General features: G+C 68.2%; 7 protein-coding genes. All 7 read right to left on the bottom strand.

All coding sequences use genetic code 11. The features are described 5' to 3' along the window. Positions 1-2 precede the first annotated feature (2 nt). From Vau01_RS18010 to drmD, 7 genes are read right to left on the bottom strand one after another with little or no spacing between them, the layout of a single operon-like run. The gene (locus Vau01_RS18010) at positions 3-3,698 is read right to left on the bottom strand and encodes an AAA family ATPase (protein ID WP_203993863.1); all 3,696 of its coding nucleotides are present in this window, start codon (positions 3,696-3,698) and stop codon (positions 3-5) included. A gap of 20 nt (positions 3,699-3,718) precedes the next feature. Beyond that, positions 3,719-5,239 carry a serine/threonine-protein kinase gene (locus Vau01_RS18005; protein WP_203993859.1) on the bottom strand — a complete coding sequence of 507 codons (1,521 nt, stop codon included), beginning with the start codon at positions 5,237-5,239 and terminating at the stop codon, positions 3,719-3,721. A gap of 21 nt (positions 5,240-5,260) precedes the next feature. Beyond that, positions 5,261-6,031, bottom strand: coding sequence for a DISARM system phospholipase D-like protein DrmC (drmC, locus tag Vau01_RS18000; protein ID WP_203993856.1), 771 nt, complete (start codon positions 6,029-6,031; stop codon positions 5,261-5,263). A 5-nt stretch (positions 6,032-6,036) separates the two neighbouring features. After that, positions 6,037-7,929: an MrfA Zn-binding domain-containing protein gene (gene drmB, locus Vau01_RS17995; protein ID WP_203993852.1), complete on the bottom strand. Its 1,893-nt coding sequence runs from the start codon at positions 7,927-7,929 to the stop codon at positions 6,037-6,039. Then, entirely contained in the window at positions 7,929-11,735 is a 3,807-nt protein-coding gene (gene drmA / locus Vau01_RS17990; RefSeq protein WP_203993849.1) for a DISARM system helicase DrmA, read from the bottom strand. Before drmA ends, drmB begins: the two co-directional genes overlap by 1 nt. Then, entirely contained in the window at positions 11,735-15,811 is a 4,077-nt protein-coding gene (locus Vau01_RS17985) for an Eco57I restriction-modification methylase domain-containing protein (RefSeq protein ID WP_203993846.1), read from the bottom strand. The genes drmA and Vau01_RS17985 overlap by 1 nt, the downstream gene beginning before the upstream one ends. Next, positions 15,808-18,954 carry a DISARM system SNF2-like helicase DrmD gene (drmD, locus tag Vau01_RS17980; RefSeq protein ID WP_203993843.1) on the bottom strand — a complete coding sequence of 1,049 codons (3,147 nt, stop codon included), beginning with the start codon at positions 18,952-18,954 and terminating at the stop codon, positions 15,808-15,810. The genes Vau01_RS17985 and drmD overlap by 4 nt, the downstream gene beginning before the upstream one ends. Between the last annotated feature and the right edge of the window lie 183 nt (positions 18,955-19,137).

The raw sequence follows: 19,137 nt of genomic DNA, 5'->3' as shown, positions 1-19,137 counted from the left end.
GACTACAGTCCGATCGCCTTATTCGCCAGCTCACGCCATGCCGGGTAGTCGACGCCGTGGGTGTCATCGGTGACGAGGAGCGTGCCACCCTCCTCGAACGGCAGCACACCGTTGTCGGCGTACCACCGCAGCTTCCGTTGCCACTTCGCGGCGTACCGCGGGTCGGTCAGCATCCCGAGGTGCTCCCACAGCAGGGTCTCGCCGAGGTCGGTGAGGATGGTGAAGTCGGGCTTGACGGTGCGGCCGTCGGCACCGGTGAACGGCTGCTCGTACTCGTAGCTGACGTCGAGTTCGTGCAGCAGGTTGGCGATGAGCAGTTCGTTCTTGCTGCGGACGAGTTCACCGCGGGAGGTGCGGTGAACCAGCGCCCGATCGACGACACGGTCCCCGGCCACGATCGGGTCGGCGGCCGTGAACAGGTTCGTAAGCCGGGTGGCGGTGTCGGAAAACATCGGCGAGCCGTACTTGAGCACCTCGTCGAGGCTGCCCTCATGCAGCAGCACCACCTTGGTCCGCTGGCGGGTCAGCGCGGTGTAGAGCAGTTCGCGGCTCGGCTGTCCGCCTTCGGTCGGCAGCACAACGAAGGTGACCCCGAACTCGCTGCCCTGTGCCTTGTGGATGGTAATCGCCCAGGCGAGTTCGAGCATCGGTGCCCGGTCGTTGTCGGACCAGTCGTAGTAGTCGTACTTGACCTTCGCTCGGCCGTTGAACTCGATCTCGGTCTTGTTGGGCGTCCATTTCACCGGTCCCGACCGGCTCTGGCCGACGACCACGCCAAGCTCGCCGTTGGCGACGAACCGCTCGGCATCGCGAGGATAGATCCGCTTCTCCTTGAACTTGTGGTTGCGGATGTTGATGACCTTGTCGCCGACCACGATCCGCTCGGGGCCGATTGGCTTGGCGTGATAACGACGCCGGCCGACCGCCTGATCGAGTGCGCGGGTACCGAACCTGTCCTTCAGGATCCGGTTGATCTCTACCGTGCCCCACGCACGGCCGCGAACTGGAGACAGGATCTGCCAGCCGTCGACCTTGGCCGCTGCTCCGCCGGGGAAGTACATGTTGCCCTTCGGTGACACCACTCCGCCGTAGCTACGGCCGAACGCGTGCGCCAAATCGTCATCCGGCACATCGCGAAGCTCCGGCACCTCCTCCCGCAGGACACGCAGCATCGTCGGCACGAGGTCCGCGCGTCGGTACGAGACCGCGCGTACGGTGTCGGTCGTCTCGCCGCGTCGCAGCCGGTCCCAGACCAGGTCGGCGTCCGGCGAGAGCGCACCGCCGGCGAACCAGCTCGCCAGCACGAGGTCGTCGCGTTCCTGCCCGGCCTGCCGGCGGGGGATCGTGAGTTCGGCGTAGCCGGGAGCGCACCGCGGCGACCGGGTGGCGATGTCGTCGGGTGCGATCCGGCGCACGATGTCGACGAACGGCCGTCCGGCGCCGATCGGCGGGAGCTGTCGTGGGTCACCGACCAGGATGAGCCGCTGCATACCGGTGACGGCGTCCAGCAGAGCGGCGAGTTGCTCCTCGGTGAGCATGGAGGCCTCGTCGACCACAACGGTTTTGCGGTCCTTGACCCGTGTCTGCGCGTCGCCGGTAACGACGTACCGCTCGGTCCTCCAGTCGTACCGTTCGGTCGCGACGAGGAACTGCGCGAGGGTCGACGCCTCGGCCTCCACCCGTTCCGCGAGCTGGACACGCGCCTTGCCGGTCGGCGCGAGCAGCAGCACCCCGCCGGCATCCACCGATGGCGTGTGCCGCAGCACGTTCAGCAGGGTGGTCTTGCCGGTGCCGGCCGATCCGACGAGGACGCTGATCGGAGACGCGTACAGCGTCTCCAGCGCGGCCACCTTCTCCCGCCGGGCGAGCTGTTCGACGGCCAGTTCGTCGGGTTCGGTCGGCAATGAGCCGAGAACCGCGTCGAGCATCGCCGCGAAGTCGGGGGTGCCGACGATCGGCCTCGCCTTCAGCCGGCGTTCGATCTGATGGCGGATCACCTTTCCAACGCTGGACAGCTCCGCCAGTTGCAGGGCCGGCGCGCCGTTGCCGAGAGTGGTTCCGACCAGCGGTCCGTCCTCGGGCAGCATGTCGGCCGAGAGCTTGTGCGCGTCGAGCAGATCGGCGTCCACCGGACAGGGCTGGCTCAGTTCTCGCCCGCGGATCGCGGTGACGAGGGTTGCCTGCGCCTGCAGGGTGTGGCCTGCCGCCGTCGCCCGGTTCAGCTCGTCGATGAGCAGGGCGCGTACCCGCCGGGCGTCGAGGGCGTCGCTCATCGCGCTGGGATGTGGCATTGGGTGCGCCGCCGCGACGTCGGCGTCGGGGAAGCAGCCACGATCGATGATGGTGAACTCGACGGCGTCCGGCCGTACCCGGTCGACTTCGAACAGCCGGTACGGGTTGGCGAGGATGTCGGCGTCGGTGAGCGCGGGGTCGCGCTCCTCGGTGACGAAGAACCGCTCGGCCTGGTCGGAGGTCAGCGCGAACCGGCTGAGCAGGATCAGCAGTTCGCGCCGTTCAGGCCGGAGCGCCCGCCACTTGTCGCGCACGCTGGGCGTCAGGTGCGAGCCGGCGGTCAGGCTCAATGTGGCCGGATCGGCCATCGCACGGTCGATGACTGGCCACGGGTCGGCGCCCTTACCCGCCGCGGCTCCCACCACGTGCGCGAAGGTCACCGACTGCGTGACGCCGAACGCCGCCAACGCACTGCCGAGACCGGGGCATGGCCCGCGCAGCTTCCAGAGGCGGTTGAGCTGGGTCTCCAGCCACTCGAAGCCGAGCGGGCCGGTGGCGGTGCCAAGGATCCGTTTCGCCTGCCGACCGGCGGCGGCCAGGGTCAGGAGCGCGTCGATCGCGAGGTCGTGGCTTACGTGCTCGGTGACGTACGAGAAGGCGGTCCAGCCGGACTCGGGTGCGTAGGCGAGCGCGTCGTCGATGTCCTCGCCGGCGTCCTTCGCCTCCAGCAGCGCCTGGTACGGCAGGAGGAATCCGTGCTTCTGGTCGGGCCGTAGCGAGTGCTCGACGGTGGTCTCCCACATCTCTGCGGGGAACCGTTCGCCGCCCCGGCTGCGGTACCTGCCCGTCGGCGCGAAGCCGGACACCATCGCGGCGCCTATCAGGAGCCGGCGGGGGTCGTCGCTGAGCGGGCTGTGCTTGGCGTAGAAGAACACGAGGCTCGCATTCGGCCGTACCGTCTCGAAGAACGCCTCGAGAAGTGCCCGCTGGTTGTCACCGTGCATCACCCAGTTCGAGTCCGTCCAACCGGTGATCCCGTCGACCTCGTCCTCCAGTTCCGTCTGCAGGCCGACCCGGCGTTCCTTGCTGATGTCCTTGACGTCGTCGCGGTTCATCCACCGAAACGGAACGGCCTGGGCCGAGTAGGGCGGCAACGGTTGCGGCGTTGACTCGAACATCGAGAAGGCGTCGGACTTCTCAACAAACGGATGGGTGCGCTCGAACGCAATCGGGTGCGGTGACATGAACGTCGCGCGCTCGCCCACGCATGGCGGAGCCTCGGTCAACGACAGGTCGCTGATCGCCCGTCCGGCAAGACGCTGTTCGCGGCTGTCATCGCGACGGGTACCGATATTCTTGAGCAGGACGCAGGTGCCGTTGCCGCCGGGATCGCGGCACACCGTCCCGTTCCAACCGGCGTCGTGCCACGGCACGCGGATGGAGATGTGCTCGATGGGCTGGTCCATGAGGGTTCTCCCAAACAAGGTCACCGGCGGAGGCCGGCGAGTAGGTCGGCGGTCGCGGTGATCGAGGGGTGTTCCGGGCCGTGCAGGCGCCGGAGGTCGGCGAGAAGGCTCGTCAGCGTCTGCTCGGCGGCCTTGCGCTGGCCGGCGCCGAGTTGCAGTAATCCGATCTGACGGCGGAGGTCGAGCACGCGCGCGTCGTGCTCGCTGAACCGTGAACGTTCGTCGTCCAGCAGCGACTGAAGCTGCTTCAGCGCGTTCGTGGTCTGACCGAGCAGCGCTTGGCAGGTCGCTTCCCGAAGGCGGCAGAAGAGAACGTCATCCGCGAGCGGCCCGAGCCGTTCGGCGAGTCCTTTGCCCAACTCCCGGTACGCCGGACCGGCGCGGTGGTAGTCCCCACTCTCGAACAGCGCGTCGGCGTACTGGCGTCGCAGGCTGACCGCATCGTCGTCAGCAGCGCGGTCCGCCTGGTCGACGACGTCCGCGAGAACGTCGGCCGCCTGGTTGTAGCGCTCCTGTTCGAAGAGTCGTTCGGCCTCGTCACGTGCCGTTGCCACGTCCGCGTCGTCACTCACCGGGGCGGGAGTTGCCGGCTCGACGGACAACGCCGGCTGCGGCTCGTCCATGAAGACCCGGCCCACGACGGTGGCGTACATCCGCATAGGGCTGGCGGCGTCTGGCGATCGGAGCGCGCCCGCCAGCGGTTGCAGGTTCACAGCGAGCGGCAACAGTCTGTCGTAGACGGCGTCGGCGCTCGCCGGCCGGTCCTCCGGCTTCTTCTCCAGCAACGAGAGGACGAGTTCGTCCAACTCGGTCGGCACGTCGGCGCGGATCGATCGCACCGGGGCCGGAAGCTCCCCGACCTGCTTGTTCATCACGGTGAAGCTGGTCGACCCGGAGAACACGGGCGTGCCACACAGCATCTCGTGAAGCGTGCAGCCGAGCGCGTACAGGTCGCTGGCCGGGCTGCTCAGAGCGCCCAGCACCTGTTCGGGGGCCATGTAGTGCGGCGTGCCGATCGGCTGGCCGATGTGGGTGATCTTCGAGAAGTCATTCGCGTCGACGCCGACGGCAAGGCCGAAGTCGAGAACCTTGATGCTGCCGTCGGGTTCAAGCATGAGGTTGCTCGGTTTCAGATCGCGGTGGATCAGGGACGCGGCGTGGGCAACGGAGAGCACGGCGCACGTCTGAGCGGCGATTGCCGCGGCCCACCCGACCGGCAGCGGGCCCTGGTCGGTGACAAGGTCCGAGACACTGGTCCCGTCGATCCGCTGCATTACGAGGTACGGCCGTCCTTGGTACATGCCGACGTCGTAGACGGCCGGCACACCGGGGTGTTCCAGCCGTGCCGCGATGCGCGACTCCCGCACGAAGCGCCGGATCATCACGTCTTCGGGTTTGCCCGCGCCGAATCGGACGAACTTGACGGCGACCCGGCGTTCGAGCTTCATATCGCGTCCGAACCAGACCTCGCCCATGCCGCCCTTGGCGGCGGGCAACGGTTCGAGTTCGTAGCGGTTGTTCACGACAACCCGCGTGGACAACGGTCCTCCCCAGTGAACAGATCAGCGCAGGCGCTCCAGAACGCCTCGGGCGCGTAGTTCGGCGACGTGTTCGGCCGCGCGCTGCGGTGCGGCGCCACCGCGCACCAGCAACCCGGCCTCGATGTTCTTCCCAATGCCGGCCTGGGTAAGGTTCGCGCTCGACACGAGCAGTACCCGACGGTCGGCAACGGCGATCTTTGCGTGCATCTTCGCGCCCGGCTCGGTGCGCTGACCAATGGGCCAGTGCCAGAGTTGGACGCCGGGAACGGTGGCGAACGCGGCGGCCGGCTCGGCGCCGGCGAGCGCGCTTCCCGCGCCCTGCAACGTCTCCACGACCACGGTGACGGTGACACCCCGGCCCACGGCCGCCGTCAACGCGTCGAGGAGCGGCTCGTACGCCTTCGCCGAGTACGTCATCAGCAGCAGCTCGTGCTTCGCCTCGTCGGCGACCTCGATCAGCACCTGGGCGGTGGCCCGGACGGGAACGGGGTGGGTGCCGGGCCCGCTCCATACCGACTCGACCCGCACGGCGGCCGCCTGCTGGGCGTGCCCGGCCGCCACACCGCGCAGGTAGGCCGCCGCCTCAGCGTCCGGTAGGCCGGCCGCGTGCTGCGCGGCGAGGACGGCGCCGGCCGTCTCGGCGAAGCCCAGAATCGCGACGACGTGCCGGGCGGCGTGGTCGGGCCAGCCGGCCGCGACCCGGTCGGCCAGCGCGCGCAGGTGCGCCGGCCCGAGGCCGGCCACCGCCGCCAGCGCCGCCGACTCGAATGCCGCCCACCCGACCGACTCCACCGAGATCACGGGATCTCGCGGAACAGCGCCAGGTCCGGGTCGTCGATCGGCACGACGAACCGCCGGTCGAGGAACCGGTTGCCGCGCTCGCACGTGGTCTCGCTGACGAACAGGCACACGTGGCAGGCGGCGCCGTGCAGGAAGTCCTCGGGGAACTGCGGCAACCGCTCGGAACACAGCGGATCGGAGGAGCAGTGCGTGGCGTCGGCGAGCGCCCGCCGGGTCAGCCGAACCAGGTTCTCCGGCTCGGCCAGCGACACGAGGCCGCCGAGGGTGCCTTCCGCGTCGGGAACGGCGGTGTAGATGAGGATGCCGCCGCGCGGGTCCTCGTCGGTGCCGGCGTAGATGCGTTCGGACAGGCTGGCCGAACTGTAGCCGCACTCCAGCGCGATCGTGCGGATCAGGAGGTGGGACAGCGTGTGCAGGGCGACGTACCGCTCGCCCGGCCACAGGCGCATCTCGTCGAACGCGCCCTTGATGCGGTCGGAATACCGGTTGCGCCGGAACCGCCCGTACGCGGCGCGGTGCGCCTGCATCGCCAGCGACGGCTCCACGCGCTGGGCCCAGGCATTGAGCAGGTCGTCCGGTACCCGCAGGAAGATGCCTTCGCCCCGGACCTCGCTCGCGGGAACCCAGGTCGGCACCGAGCGGGCGAGCGGCGCCCGCTTCACCATCTCCGGGTCGTCGGGGTCGGGTGCGTCCAGGCGGGTGAAGCCGATCAGGGCGCGGACCTCACGCAGCCGCTCGGCCTGGACCACGTCGACGAAGAACTCCTTGAGCTGGGCGGGTACCCCGTCCGGGTCGCGACGCAGCGTGAAGTCGTCGGTCTTCGGCAGCGGCCCGTTGGCGGTAAAGATCTCCCACTCCGGCGTGCGCAGGTCGAGGTACGTGCTCTCGCCGTCAGCCGACGGCCCGGCCCGGTGTTTCTCGATCGCGGCCCACAGCTCGTCGTTGTCGGGCCACTTCGCGAAGTCCCGCAGCGCCGGCACCGTCTCGCGGGCGAACGGCAGGATCTCGTGCGACGGAAGCTTCTTGAGCACCTCCCAGTGCTGTTCCACCTTGGTCTGCAACTCGCTGGCACCGGTCTTCGGTACGGCGAGCGTCGCCATGGTCTGCGCGAACCACTGGTTCGATGCGCCGACAACCAGCAGCTTGATCTGCCCTTTGTCGCAGCCGTCCGGGTCGAAGTCGCCGAGGTGGGCCCGGCGTCCTCGGCACGCCGGCAGCTTGTCGGCTCCGCGCGGGCCCAGCACCTCGCGCATGTTGCGCCGCTCGGCACAGCTGAGGCACCGGATCTCGACGTTGGCGCCGAGGTTGCCGCCCCGGTCATCCATCCGCAGCCGCGGGTGGCTCGCCTTCGGACAGTCGGCGCCGTGGTGCACGAAGTGGACGTACGGGAAGTCGTCCAGGTGACCGTACGTGCAGGCCAGGACGAAGCGGGCCGCCACCGCGAGCGGCTTCCGTCCGGACTTCTTGCGCGGGCAGTTGCCGTGGAAGAAGCGGGCTTCGTGCGGCTTTCGTGCCTTCAGGTTCTCGAACCCGAACACCTGCGAGTCGAGCGGGGCCAGCTCGTCGCACACGGTGCAGCGCAGCCACCCCGGGAACGGCGCGGTTGGCACACCGATCTTCGCCGCCGGCCCCTGCGGCTCGCGGTCGGCGCCCTCCATCCACGGCGCCGGCCGAAGTTCGGTGACGCTCTTCCCGACCACCGCCCGAACAGCGGCCAGCAGGCGTGGCTCTGCGACCGCCTCCCAGCCGGGATGGGCGTAGTTCCAGTCGTCCAGGCCACGCACGATGACCGAGAAGTTCGGCAGGTCGACCAGCGCGCCCACGCCGGTGGTGAACATGAGGTGGCTGGGCCGCACCGCACCAACCCGGCGGAAGTGGTTGGTCGCCATCAGCTTGCCTTCCCGCTCAACGTCGACTCGCCCATCTCGTCACCGGCCGGCAGCTCCTCCTCGGTCGGCTGGCTGTCGTCCCGGCCGAACGTCCACGGTGGAGCGTTGTAGAGCGGGTTGAACAACTCGCCGCCCGCCGGCACCAGCAGGTTGACCTCGTTCTCCGTCTCCCGCATGGACTGCCCGACGGTCAGCCCGTCCCACCGGCCACCACCGGCCGGGGTCAGAAGCCCGGCCAGCTGCTGCTTGCCGGTGCTCGCCTGGTAGCCCAGCCGGGTGGAGCCGGTCTTCTTCTGGTTCCACTGGTCGGCCAGCTCCTTGAGCCGCTCCTCGAAGTAGTCCCGCCCACGGGGACCCCCGATCGCCTCGGCCCGGGCGAGGAACCGCGCGACGATCCGGCTCACCTCGGGTCCGTCCAGCGGCACATCGTGCGCGTCGGTGTTGCGGGAGAACGCGTCCTCGACGTTGCGCACCGCCGCCACCAGCGTCGCGGCCACGCCTCGGTCCAGTGACCGCCGCGTGTACGGGGTCACCGACAGCGCCTCGACCTGGCGATAGAACGTCGAGTGGTAGTACTCGAAGTCCTCGAAGTGGGCGAGGTCGCGCGGCCGCGTCCAGTTGTAGAGGGCGACGACGAGGCCGGGGCGCTTCGCGTCGCGGCCGACCCGCGACGACGCCTGGATGTACTCCGCGGTGTTCTTCGGCTGACCGGTCACCACCATCAACCCGAACCGGGAAACGTCGACGCCCACCTGGAGCATCGAGGTGGCCAGCACCACGTCGACCGGCATCCGGTCCTGGTTGTTGCGGTCGCGCTGCCGGTCGGCGAGCGGATGCACCACGATCTTCGGGTTCGAGGTCGTGCGGGCCTTCATCGCCTCCCGCACGTCGTCGGCGATGGCCCGCCGCCGCACCGACGTGTCGAGCTCCGGATCGAAGCCGATCTCCAGCCGCTTGAGCACGTCGCTGATGTCGGCCGAGGAGATGCGCGACGTCAGCTCCTGGATCGTCAACATCTGGGTGGCGGTGGTGAGCCGGTCCGACAGGTCCTTACGACGGCCGTGCGTGCGTACGCGGGTCGCGACCTGGTCGTCCAGGTACCGGCGCATGCCGGCCAGCTCGCGGGTCGAGCTGAAGTAGCCGACCAGCGTCATGTACGGGTCGGCGACGTCGCCGTACCGGTCGAACAGCGTCTGCCCCGCGATGAGCAGGATCTCGGCGAGCCGGATCTCGGCGGACTTCAACCGCACCCCGTGCGCGCAGATCCCGAGGTACCGCCGGCCGGGATTCTCCTTGCTCAGCGGCACCTGCCGACTGAAGAACGTGTCGGTGATGTCGATGACCGGCGGCGGGAAGACAGCGAGTTCCCGGCCGAAGACTCCGCGCACCTGCTCGCGGGCACGCTTGGTGGTGGCCGTCGACGCGACGATCTTCGGACCTGTCTCGCCGCCGCCCGGTAACGGCCAGGTGCACAGCTCGTCGACGGCCGCCTCGAACAGGCCGACGGTGGTGCCGAGCGCACCGGAAATCAGGTGCATCTCGTCCTGGATAATGAGGTCCGGCGGACGCAGCCGCACCACCGGCTGGCTGGTCGACGCTGGCAGCTTGCCCTTGGTGTGGTGCTTGCCGGTGCAGGCCGTCTTCGCGTCGAGGTCGTCGTGCCGGTAGCCGTGACGCGGGCACCACTGCCGCACCCGGCCGAACAGCATGCCGGCGTACCCGCGCCACGGTAGCTGGGCCAGCTTGTCGACGGTCGCGATCACGAGACTCGGCGCGTACCGGTAGATCTCCTCGTCGATGGTGAGGATCGGCAACCCGTCCGGCGACAGCGTCCGGGAGAACGGACACGCGTCGGCGCCCTCGCCGTTCGGGCAGTGCAGCAGCACCCGCCGCCGGTCAGCGTCGACGTACAGGTCGTGATGGGCGCGCAGCTTGGTGCCGCACCACGGGCAGGACAACGTCTGCAACACGTTGGTGCGCTTGCCGTCGGCGGCCTCGCGGGCCTCGGCGATCTGCTCCTCCGCGTCGTGGAACCAGTTCGGAGAAACGCCGCCGCCGACCCACAGCCCGATCCGGAACGGCTCCGCTCCCCACCGCTCGTCGTCTCCGCGCCGCAGGTATTCGGCCGCGCACACCAGCGCCGCCGCCCGCTGGAACTGCTGGGCGGTGAGCAACCGCAGCGTGTACCGCATGAGGACGTTCACCCCGGCGGCGCCGCTGCGCGCGTCGGCACCCACGCCGACCGTCCCCTGTAGACGGCGGATCGCGAAGGTGAATGCGGTGAGGCCGAGGTACGCCTCGGTTTTGCCGCCACCGGTCGGGAAGAACAGCAGGTCCACGGTCGCGGTGTGGCTGGCGGCGCGCTCCGGGTGCGCGGGATCGGTCAGCGATGGCAGATTCAACAGGACGAAGGCCAGCTGGAACGGTCGCCACGAAGCTGCCACCACTCCTCTGTCTTTCACCTGTTGGTTGGCGGCGGTGAATGACAGACCGGTCTCCTCGCGCAGCCGGCCGATCTCGGTGTGCCGACGCTGCAACGCCATCGCCTCGTTGGCGAACCGGAACGCGGCAAGCGCCTGATCGTGACGCGGCTGCGCGGGATCGGTGAGAAGGTCAATGCCCGCCCGGATCCGTTCCGCGGCCCGCTTCGCCACGAACACCGCCGACTCGGCCGCCGCTTGCAGCGGCACCGGCAGCGTCGGGATGGTGGCCTCCTGCTCAGCCAGCCAGGTCTTGTATCCCTCGGCGAGAGGCAGCAGCTTTGTTCTGAGCGTGGCGGGCTCTGCCGTTGCGAGCGCGTCCATCGACAGCTCGACGTCCGCGAGTGGCGTCTTCTCGCCGGACGGCGCCACCGTCGCGGGCACGTTGAAGGTCGGCAGCCAGGTCGTCTCCAGCCGATGCGCGCACCGCTGTCCGTCGTGGACATCCGCGTGGACGGCGACGTTGCGGCCCGCCGCGTACCGCCGCTGCTTGCGGTACAGCAACCGCAGGTGCGCCTCCTCCAGATCGCCACCGACGGCGGCCAGATCGTCTGCCGGGTCGTCGATCGGCTGGAAAGCGGCCTGGGTGCCGTCGAGCGCGGTGACGGTGATCCGCGGCTGGAACAGCCAAGCGGTGTCGCCGTTGCTCGACGGCTCGATCTGCGTGTTTATGAGCACCAACTGCACGATCCGCCGGCCTGTCTTCGGGCGTACGTCGACGGCCAGCAGAACGCCCGGCGCCTCCAGATCATCGGTGAGCAACGGCAGCTTCGCGGACCGGTCCCCGTCAAGGCGGACCTCCCGGCTCCTCTCCACCGGCTCGCGCGCCCACGTCTGCTTCATCTTGCCGCTGTCGTCCTCGACCTCCTGCCTGCCGTACTGGCCCCACGAGAGGTCGACCTTCAGAACGTCAACATCGGTGGCGACCGCGAACGACAAGCCCATCGACGACGCCCACAGCTTGCCGAGGCTCTGCGGCGTCATCACCTCGGGTAGTTCCGCCTCTTTGGCGTCGCCCTGGGCGGTGGACACCTCGATGTCCTGGGCAGGGCTGTCGCCCTTGGCACGCGGACGCGGGCCCAGCATGCCGACGAGATAGCGTTCGCGCGGACCCATGGCGCTGGGGCGGAACACCTCGGTGTCGCCGTCCCACGGGCCGAGGAGATCCTTACGGACCAACGCCTCCAACTCGTCGCGAACCTGGAACGAGGTGGCGTCGGCGAACCGCTGCGGGAGGTCGAGCGCTGGAGTGTCGGTGGGGTCCAGCGGGATCTCGGACTGCTCGCCGCGCGGATTCGGGAAGAGGCTGCCCTGGTCGCCAGCCATCAGAACATCGTCTCCTGATCGGAGTTCTCGGGTTCGGACTTCGATGCCTTCGACTTGGCGGCCTTACGGCCCTTCTTGTCGTGGAGGCCCTGCGCCACTTCCTCGGCGTACCGCTGGTGGTTCAATTCGAGCAGACGGTCGACCATCTCCCGCTGCACAGCCGGCCCAACGGTGTACCTGGTGTAGGGGCCGCTCTTGTGGAACCCGTGGTCTAGCCCTGGCTTCACGAGGTCATGCCAGCCGTATGCTTCACAGACCGCCACATCGATGTCTTCGTGGATGCGGCGGAGTTCGGCGACGTCGTCATCGTTGTTGGTCGAGTCGAAGACGAGGTTGTAGGTCGCGGTAAGGCCCGCGTTGCGGGCAAGCATTACCTCACGTCGACGCCGATCAAGTCGATTGCCTAGGTTGCGCAGAACGGGGGTCAACATCGGCAGTGGCAACGTCTCGAATACATCGGACGGCGAGTAGTTCAGGTCGGCTTTCATCGTTGAACTGCGACTCACGGCCCACCAGTAGTGAGGCGACCCGCTTAGCACCGCGAGCAAAGCCGGATCATCCGTAGCGAACACTGCCAATTTGTGTGCAAATACCTGTCCCGTTGGAATGATGGCAGGCATCACGACCTTGCTTACGAGGGTAATTGCAATAACGTGATCTAATCCCACAATTGCGCGTTGCAGATCGGGCGCTGGCCGCTTGAATTGCCACCATACCTCTCGCAGGCGCCTATCGGGACTCTCGGCGCGGTCGGGCTTCACCGCTCGCAGGACCTGCTCAAAGCAGTCTGGGTAAGCCTTCGCCTGCTCTGCATTTCGGTTGGCGAAGTTGATGACCCACCGACTGGCGGAGCAGTCGGGCCGAGAGTTGAGGTCGTGGCCGGTAATGTATGGAAACAACACGTCGCTGTTGCGTGAGTCCTTTTCGATGAGGAGGCCAGCCATTTCGGGGCTCATCGTGAACCCCAGCCCCAAGAGGTACGACCCGATGAAAGACCGCCCAGCATTCGTCGACAGACGGTGAGCGTTCCCGGCCACCCGCGACACCGGATCCAGGGAAGGTCTGATCCCTGGCACAATGCCCCCGTCGAGGACGTAGTTCGCCCGATTTTCGAGAGGCATCCGACTCGTCCAAACAGCACAGAACTCAAGCACTGCCGACTTCGATGGCCACGGCCGACTCTTGATCGCACGGCGGATTACGGCACCCTCCCTAGTAACAGAATCGAGCGCGACCTCACGGGTGTCGCCTTGAGCGAGTGTGTTGGTGGCAATGATCCCCATCTGGCCGCCCGGATTCAATACGTCGTGCGCTCGAAGTACGAAATAGGCGATGAGGTCGGCGATGCCACGCACGCCATCGCCGATGACGTTGACGAGCATCTCCCTATACGCGTGGCCGAAGGCCCCGCTGATCTTGGAACCGCCAAGGAATGGTGGATTTCCGATCACCGCATCGAAGCCTTCGCGTTCGAACACCTCCGGAAAAACCAGTGGCCAGTGCACCGTCTCGCGCGCAAACGCTCCTGTCACAAGATCCGTGGCGAGCCACCGCATCCGGGTTTCGCCGGCATCGTGCGTGTGTCCGGCCATCGCCATATTGGCAAGCCGGGCAGCCTCCGGATAGAACCCGTCTCGCCCGCCCGTTCGTCCAGCAGCCAATGCCGCTCCGACAACCAGGTCAGAGAGAAACCGCAGCCGCTCTGTCTGCGCCTGAACAGCGCCAAGTAGGTTGCGTTTGATGACGAGCGCCACGGCCGGATCGTCGTGGCTGACGGCCGAGATCTGCCGACGCTGGTCGGCGACCTCATGCACAAGCGGCCCAACACTCGCTGCCCAGCCGAACAGGTCCTCGTGCAACTCCCGACCGCGTTTCGGGTCCAGGTGCATGTACTCCAACTGGTCCAGCGAGGTGATGCCCAGTAGCGAATCCCCGGCTACCAGCCGGTCGTCGAGGAACGTGAACGGGCGCTGCGGGTCCATCGACACCAGCCAGAGCGACAGTTTCGCCATCTCCACGGCCATCGGGTTGATGTCGACCCCGTACAGGCAGTGCTCGATGACCTGCCTCCGTGCCTCGATGACCAACGGCTCCTCGTCAATCCCGACGCGGTGGTCGTGTGCCCGTTCCAGGAACGCCCGTGCCCGCTCGTCGCCCTCCCGCGACCAGGCGTCGATGAGGTGCCTGGCCAGATACCGTGCCGCAGCGACAAGGAACGCCGCCGACCCCATCGCGATGTCGGCCACCTTGAGCGACAGGACCTCCGCCGAAGACCGCGGCCTCCACTCCGCCTTGTCGGCCGTCTGCAGCGGCCCCGGCGAGTACACCAACGGCTCCAGCGACCCCTCCACCACCTCCTCGGCGAGGAAGCGGGGCGTGTAGTGCGTTCCGGTGTTCTTCCGCAACGGTGACTCGGTGACGAACAGCGCCCCGGGCAGGATCACGGTCGGCAGCCCACGCAGATCAAGACGGATGACACCGACGAACGGCAGCAGCCGTTCGGCCAACGGATAGTCGCCGCCGGTGACGGCGAGCAGCTTCTTACGGATCTCCTCGCGCTCCACACCGTCGACTGGAGCGAGCTTCTTCGCCAGCGCCGTAGCCGATCCGATCCGGGAATCCTTGTGCCGGTCGGCCAGCGCGGCCGCCAGCCCAGGAATGTCCGAAGTAGACGAACGCAGCAGCTCCAGATCGGCCAGCGGTACCTCGTCCTCCTGACCTTCCTTGCCGATCAGGCCGACCACCACATCGCCGGCCCGGAACCCCTCGTACGACAGCAGGCCCTCGTACACGTAGCCGATCTGTTCGACGTCGAGGGTCCGGAAGCTGAGCCGACGGCGTTCCCGCGACCGGCCGCTGCCGATCACGACGTACTGAACTGAGCGGAGCATGTGCAGGACGGTCCGGTCGTCGATCGACTCCGGCAGCCACGCGTGCTCGTCAGGGTCGAACAGCGAGCCGTCGTGCCCGTGCATGACCAGTCGCGGGTGGTCGATGCCGTGGTAGACGGCGTTGAACAGCGCGATCAGCCGCAGCCAGGCGTGGTTGGTGTGCTCCAGGTCCTCCTCGCTGCCGTCGATGACGCGCTGTTCCAGTTCGTCGCAGAGCCGGCCAGCCGAGTACGCGGCGGTGTAGAGGTCGTTGTCCGACGGCAGGAGCCGGCGCTCTTCGGCGAACAGCAGGAAGACGATGCGCATCATCACGGCGACGGCGCCCCGGTACACGTCGTGCGCCGTCACGTCGCGCAGGCCGGGTTCGCCGCGCTCGCGGTCGCGCACGTCGGCGCGTCCAATGGCGGTGACCAGCAGTTCGACGGCCTGGCGCACCTGGACGCCGAGCGCCTCGGTGATCTCCTCCTGGCTGTCGAGGCTGGTGCGTAGCAGCGGCACGAGCCGCTCGTTCTCGGGCACACCGAAGAACCGCTGGCGGTTCAGCAGCGAATAGAACGCCCGCACCACGTCGCGTTCGGCCGCCTCGGGCCACGCGACGGCGTCGAAGACCGCCGTGGTGGTAACGCCGCCGCGCGGCGCCCACACCATCGCCCACCAGCGGCCGTCGGTGGCCAGGCCCAGTTCGATGTTGTGGTGCCGGCACAGATGCGCCAGCCGGTCGACGGTGGTGGCGCTCCACGCCGAACCGGCGACGCGTGCCGTCGGCTGTGCGCCGGGCGGGCAGACCATGCCGAGCAGACGCACCGCGTCGGGCTTGACACCGAGATCGGACACCGCCGCGTCGGGCTCGACGAGGACGAATGAGGGCACGATGTCGGTGTCGTGCTCGGCCACGTGCACCGCCAGCGGGCCCAGCCGGTCCTCGTGCAGCAGTTCACCCCAGCCGAGCAGATCGCCGAGGATGTACCGGATCCATGCCTGCTGGCCTTCGGAGACGTCGTCCTGCCAGGTCGCGTGCTCGACCCGGAGCCGTTCGCGCACCTTCTTGTCGAGCGGGTCGAGCGTCGGCCAGGTCGCCCGCAGTACCGGCAGGCTGAGGAACGGTCCGCTCACCTCGACCAGGCTGAGCCAGTTCCGGTGCTGCTGCACGCCGTCGGGCGCCGCGTGCTTGTACGGGCGCTTCATCGGGTCGCCTCCGCCTTGGGAACCACAAAGATCACGGCCACCGGGAACCGGTGCGGTTTCGGGTCGCGGTAGCGGGCCGCGATGATGTCGAGTTCGCGGTCGCGTTCGGCCTCCAGGCTCCGCAGCCGCTCCTCCCACGCCTCGCGGTCGCGGCGGAACTGGGCCAGCTCCTCGCGGCTCTTCTGCAACGTGTGCAGCTCCTCGCGGCTGAACAACGCGTCCTCGGCCTCTTCCTCCGGCACGGCGAGGGCGCCGCGCAGGGTGGCCGCGAACTGGTCGAGGTTGCTGGTGACCCGGTCCTGCTCGGCCTGTTGGCGCTGGGCCAGCTTGCGTTCCAGCGAATCCCGGCGGATGGCGGTGCGCCACTCGATCGCGGCCAGGAGACCATCGGCGACGCGGGGCCAGCGCTCGACCAGCCGGGCCTGCACCGGTTCCGAGGCGACGACGCCGCCCGTCAGTCCACGGTCCATGATGCTGCCGAGCGTGGTGAGGTTCTCCAGCCGGCGGAAGCGGCCCCGTTCGGGCGCCCAGCCGCCGGCGTACAGTACCTCCTCGTGCAGCCGCACACCGTCGGCGCCGACGAGGACGAACCGCGAGTACGCACCCACGAGCACGTCCTCCAGCGCGGGGTCGTCACTTATCACTGCCGTGACGCGGTGCAGGCCGATCGCGCTGTTGGAGACCGCCGCACGTAGCAGCCGGGTGGACATCGCGACCAAGGGGTGACCCAGGTGCGCGAGCACGGCGGTGCTGTCGTGCTCGGACATCTCCTTGGCGACAGCGGCGTCGAAGGTCACCGGCAGTTGGCGGGGCGGTTCGCCGGGGCGGTTGAGCTTGTCGGTCAGCCCGGCCGCCGCGCGCTGCCAGCTTCCGGTCAACGGGGGGACGGTGTAGAGCCCGCCGATCGGGTGCTTGTCGTCCAGGTGCGGGGTGAGCGGCTGCTGGCGGGCGAGTTCCAGCGCGGTTTCGACGACCCGCTTGACGGCGGACGGCGTAACGCCGAGTTCCCGCACGGTCTCGTCGAGGTTGGTGCGCAGGCGTCGGACCTGCTCGCCGACGTTGGACTCCACCGGGACGTCCGGTGCCGCGACGGTACCGACCACGTCGACGTCGACGGTCTCCCCGAGCATGGCGCGCTGGACGGCGTCGGCGAGCACCGCGTTGACAGAACCCAGGTCTTCCTTCATCTGGGCGACCTTGGTGGCGACCCGGGACAGGAACTCCAGATCGGCCTCGAACGAGTCGACCGCGGCACCGAAGCCGGTACCGACGAAGTGGCGGACGTCCGGTGTCGTGCGCTGCCCGTACCGGTCGATGCGGCCGATGCGTTGTTCCAGCTTGTTGGGGTTGAACGGGATGTCGTAGTTGACCAGCCGGTGGCAGTACTTCTGCAGGTCGATACCCTCGCTGGCGGCGTCGGTGGCGAGCAGGATCCGCACCTTGTGATCGGTGGGGTCGGCCTGGAACGCCAGTCGCAGCTGCTCCCTGTCCTCCGTGGACACTGCTCCGTGCAACTGGGCCAGCCGGTCGCCGGCCAACCCTTCCTGCCCCAGCAGTTGGGCCAGCCAGATCTGGGTGTCGCGGTACTCGGTGAAGACCACGACCCGCTCTTGGAGCCAGTTGTTGCCGTCGGGGCGGCATACGGCCTTGAGGTAGGTGACGAGTTCCTTCGCCTTCGCGTCGGGTTGGGCCTCGCGGGTGGCGGCCCACTCCTGCATCGCCACGAGCAGTTGGATCTCGCGGTCGTTGGCGTCGGGTTGCATCGGGCGGGCGCGGCCGAGCGCGTCGTCTTCGGCTTCCGCCAGCTCCTCGTCGTCAAGTGTGGCGACGTCGTCGAAGAAGTCCTCCATCCACTCGGGAACGTCCTCGTCGACCAGCTGAGCGGGAGCCTTGCGGGACCGCAGTGTTTCCAGATACACGCCGACGGTATGCGCGAACGCGGCCGGGCTGGAGAACAGGCGCTTCTTCAGCAGCAGCGTCACGAGGTCGGTGGCCCGCCGCCCACGCTGCGTGACGAGCCGCTGCCGCCGGAGCTTGGCGAACTCCTTGAGCAGTGCATGAACTTCGCGTTCGCTCTGCGGGTACTGGACCGGCATCGCCCGGGTGTGCCGTTCCGGGAATCTCGGCGATCCGTCGAGGTTGACGATGTCGCGCTTGAGCCGGCGCACGACGGTGTCCTTCACCGCCGCCGGGTCCGGGTCGACACCGCGGGCGAACCGCTGGTTGTCGAGGATCTCCAGCAGAGCGGTGAACGATGCCTGGTAACCGTTGTGCGGGGTCGCGGAGAGAAACAGCCGGTGCGCGAAATGAGGAGCCATCCGGCGGATGAGCTTCGTCTGCTGCGAATCGACGGCGTACACCTGCTTCGGCGCCGCCGGGGCGACGTGGTGTGCCTCGTCGAGGATGAGCAGGTCGAAGGTGCGCGGGTACGTCGGGCCGTCGGCGGGCAGTACCTCGTCCAATAGTCTTTGTGCCTTCGGCCCGCGCAGCCACGGCAGGCTCACGATGCTCTGCGGATACACCACGAACGGGTTGGCGGCCGAGCCGTGCGTACGGCGGACCAGCGCGCAGCGCTCGGTGTCGATGATGGTGAAGTCCAGGCCGAACTTCTCGGCCATCTCGTCGTGCCACTTGATCGTGAGCCCGGCCGGGCAGACGATCATGATTCGCCGTCCCCGGTGCCGGAGCAGCAGTTCCTGAGCGACCAAGCCGGCTTCGATCGTCTTGCCGAGACCGACGTCGTCGGCGAGCAGCAGGTTGACGCGTGGCGCGTCGACCGCACGGGCGACGGGTTCGAGCTGGTAGTCCTCGATCGCCACACCCGACCGGAACGGCGCCTGCAGCGTCTTGACGTCGGCGGAGGTGACGGCCGACCAGCGCACCGCGTCGAGGAACGCGGTCAACCGCTGCGGCGAATCGAACGCCTTCTCGTTGACTTCCGGGAGGGCGCCGGTCGGCAGTACCTGGCGGGCGGGCTCGACCTCCCAGATCACGTCGAGGGTGTGGCCGTACCGGCCGTCTTCGACGCTTTGCAAGCTGACCAGGTTGCTGCGCTCTCCGGTGCTGATGTCACTGACCACCCAGCGTTGCCCACGTACGGCGACCAGCGCACCGATCGTCGGAATGTCCGTTGTCGCGCTCAACGCGCCATGCCCCCTACCCCAAGTGGCAGGCTCGCGGTGACCTGCCTGTGATCATGGACTCGCAATCGGTGTTTTCTGACCTCATCATGAGCGTGCCGCAATCGGGGTCCCCCTAACGGGTCATGTCCGTGATTCGCCTGACTGTCCGGTTTTACCCCCCTGCGAAGTACGCCGTCTGCTATC

This window comes from Virgisporangium aurantiacum (assembly GCF_016863635.1).
Lineage (GTDB): Bacteria > Actinomycetota > Actinomycetes > Mycobacteriales > Micromonosporaceae > Virgisporangium > Virgisporangium aurantiacum.
This window is presented reverse-complemented; position numbering and strand designations above follow the sequence as displayed.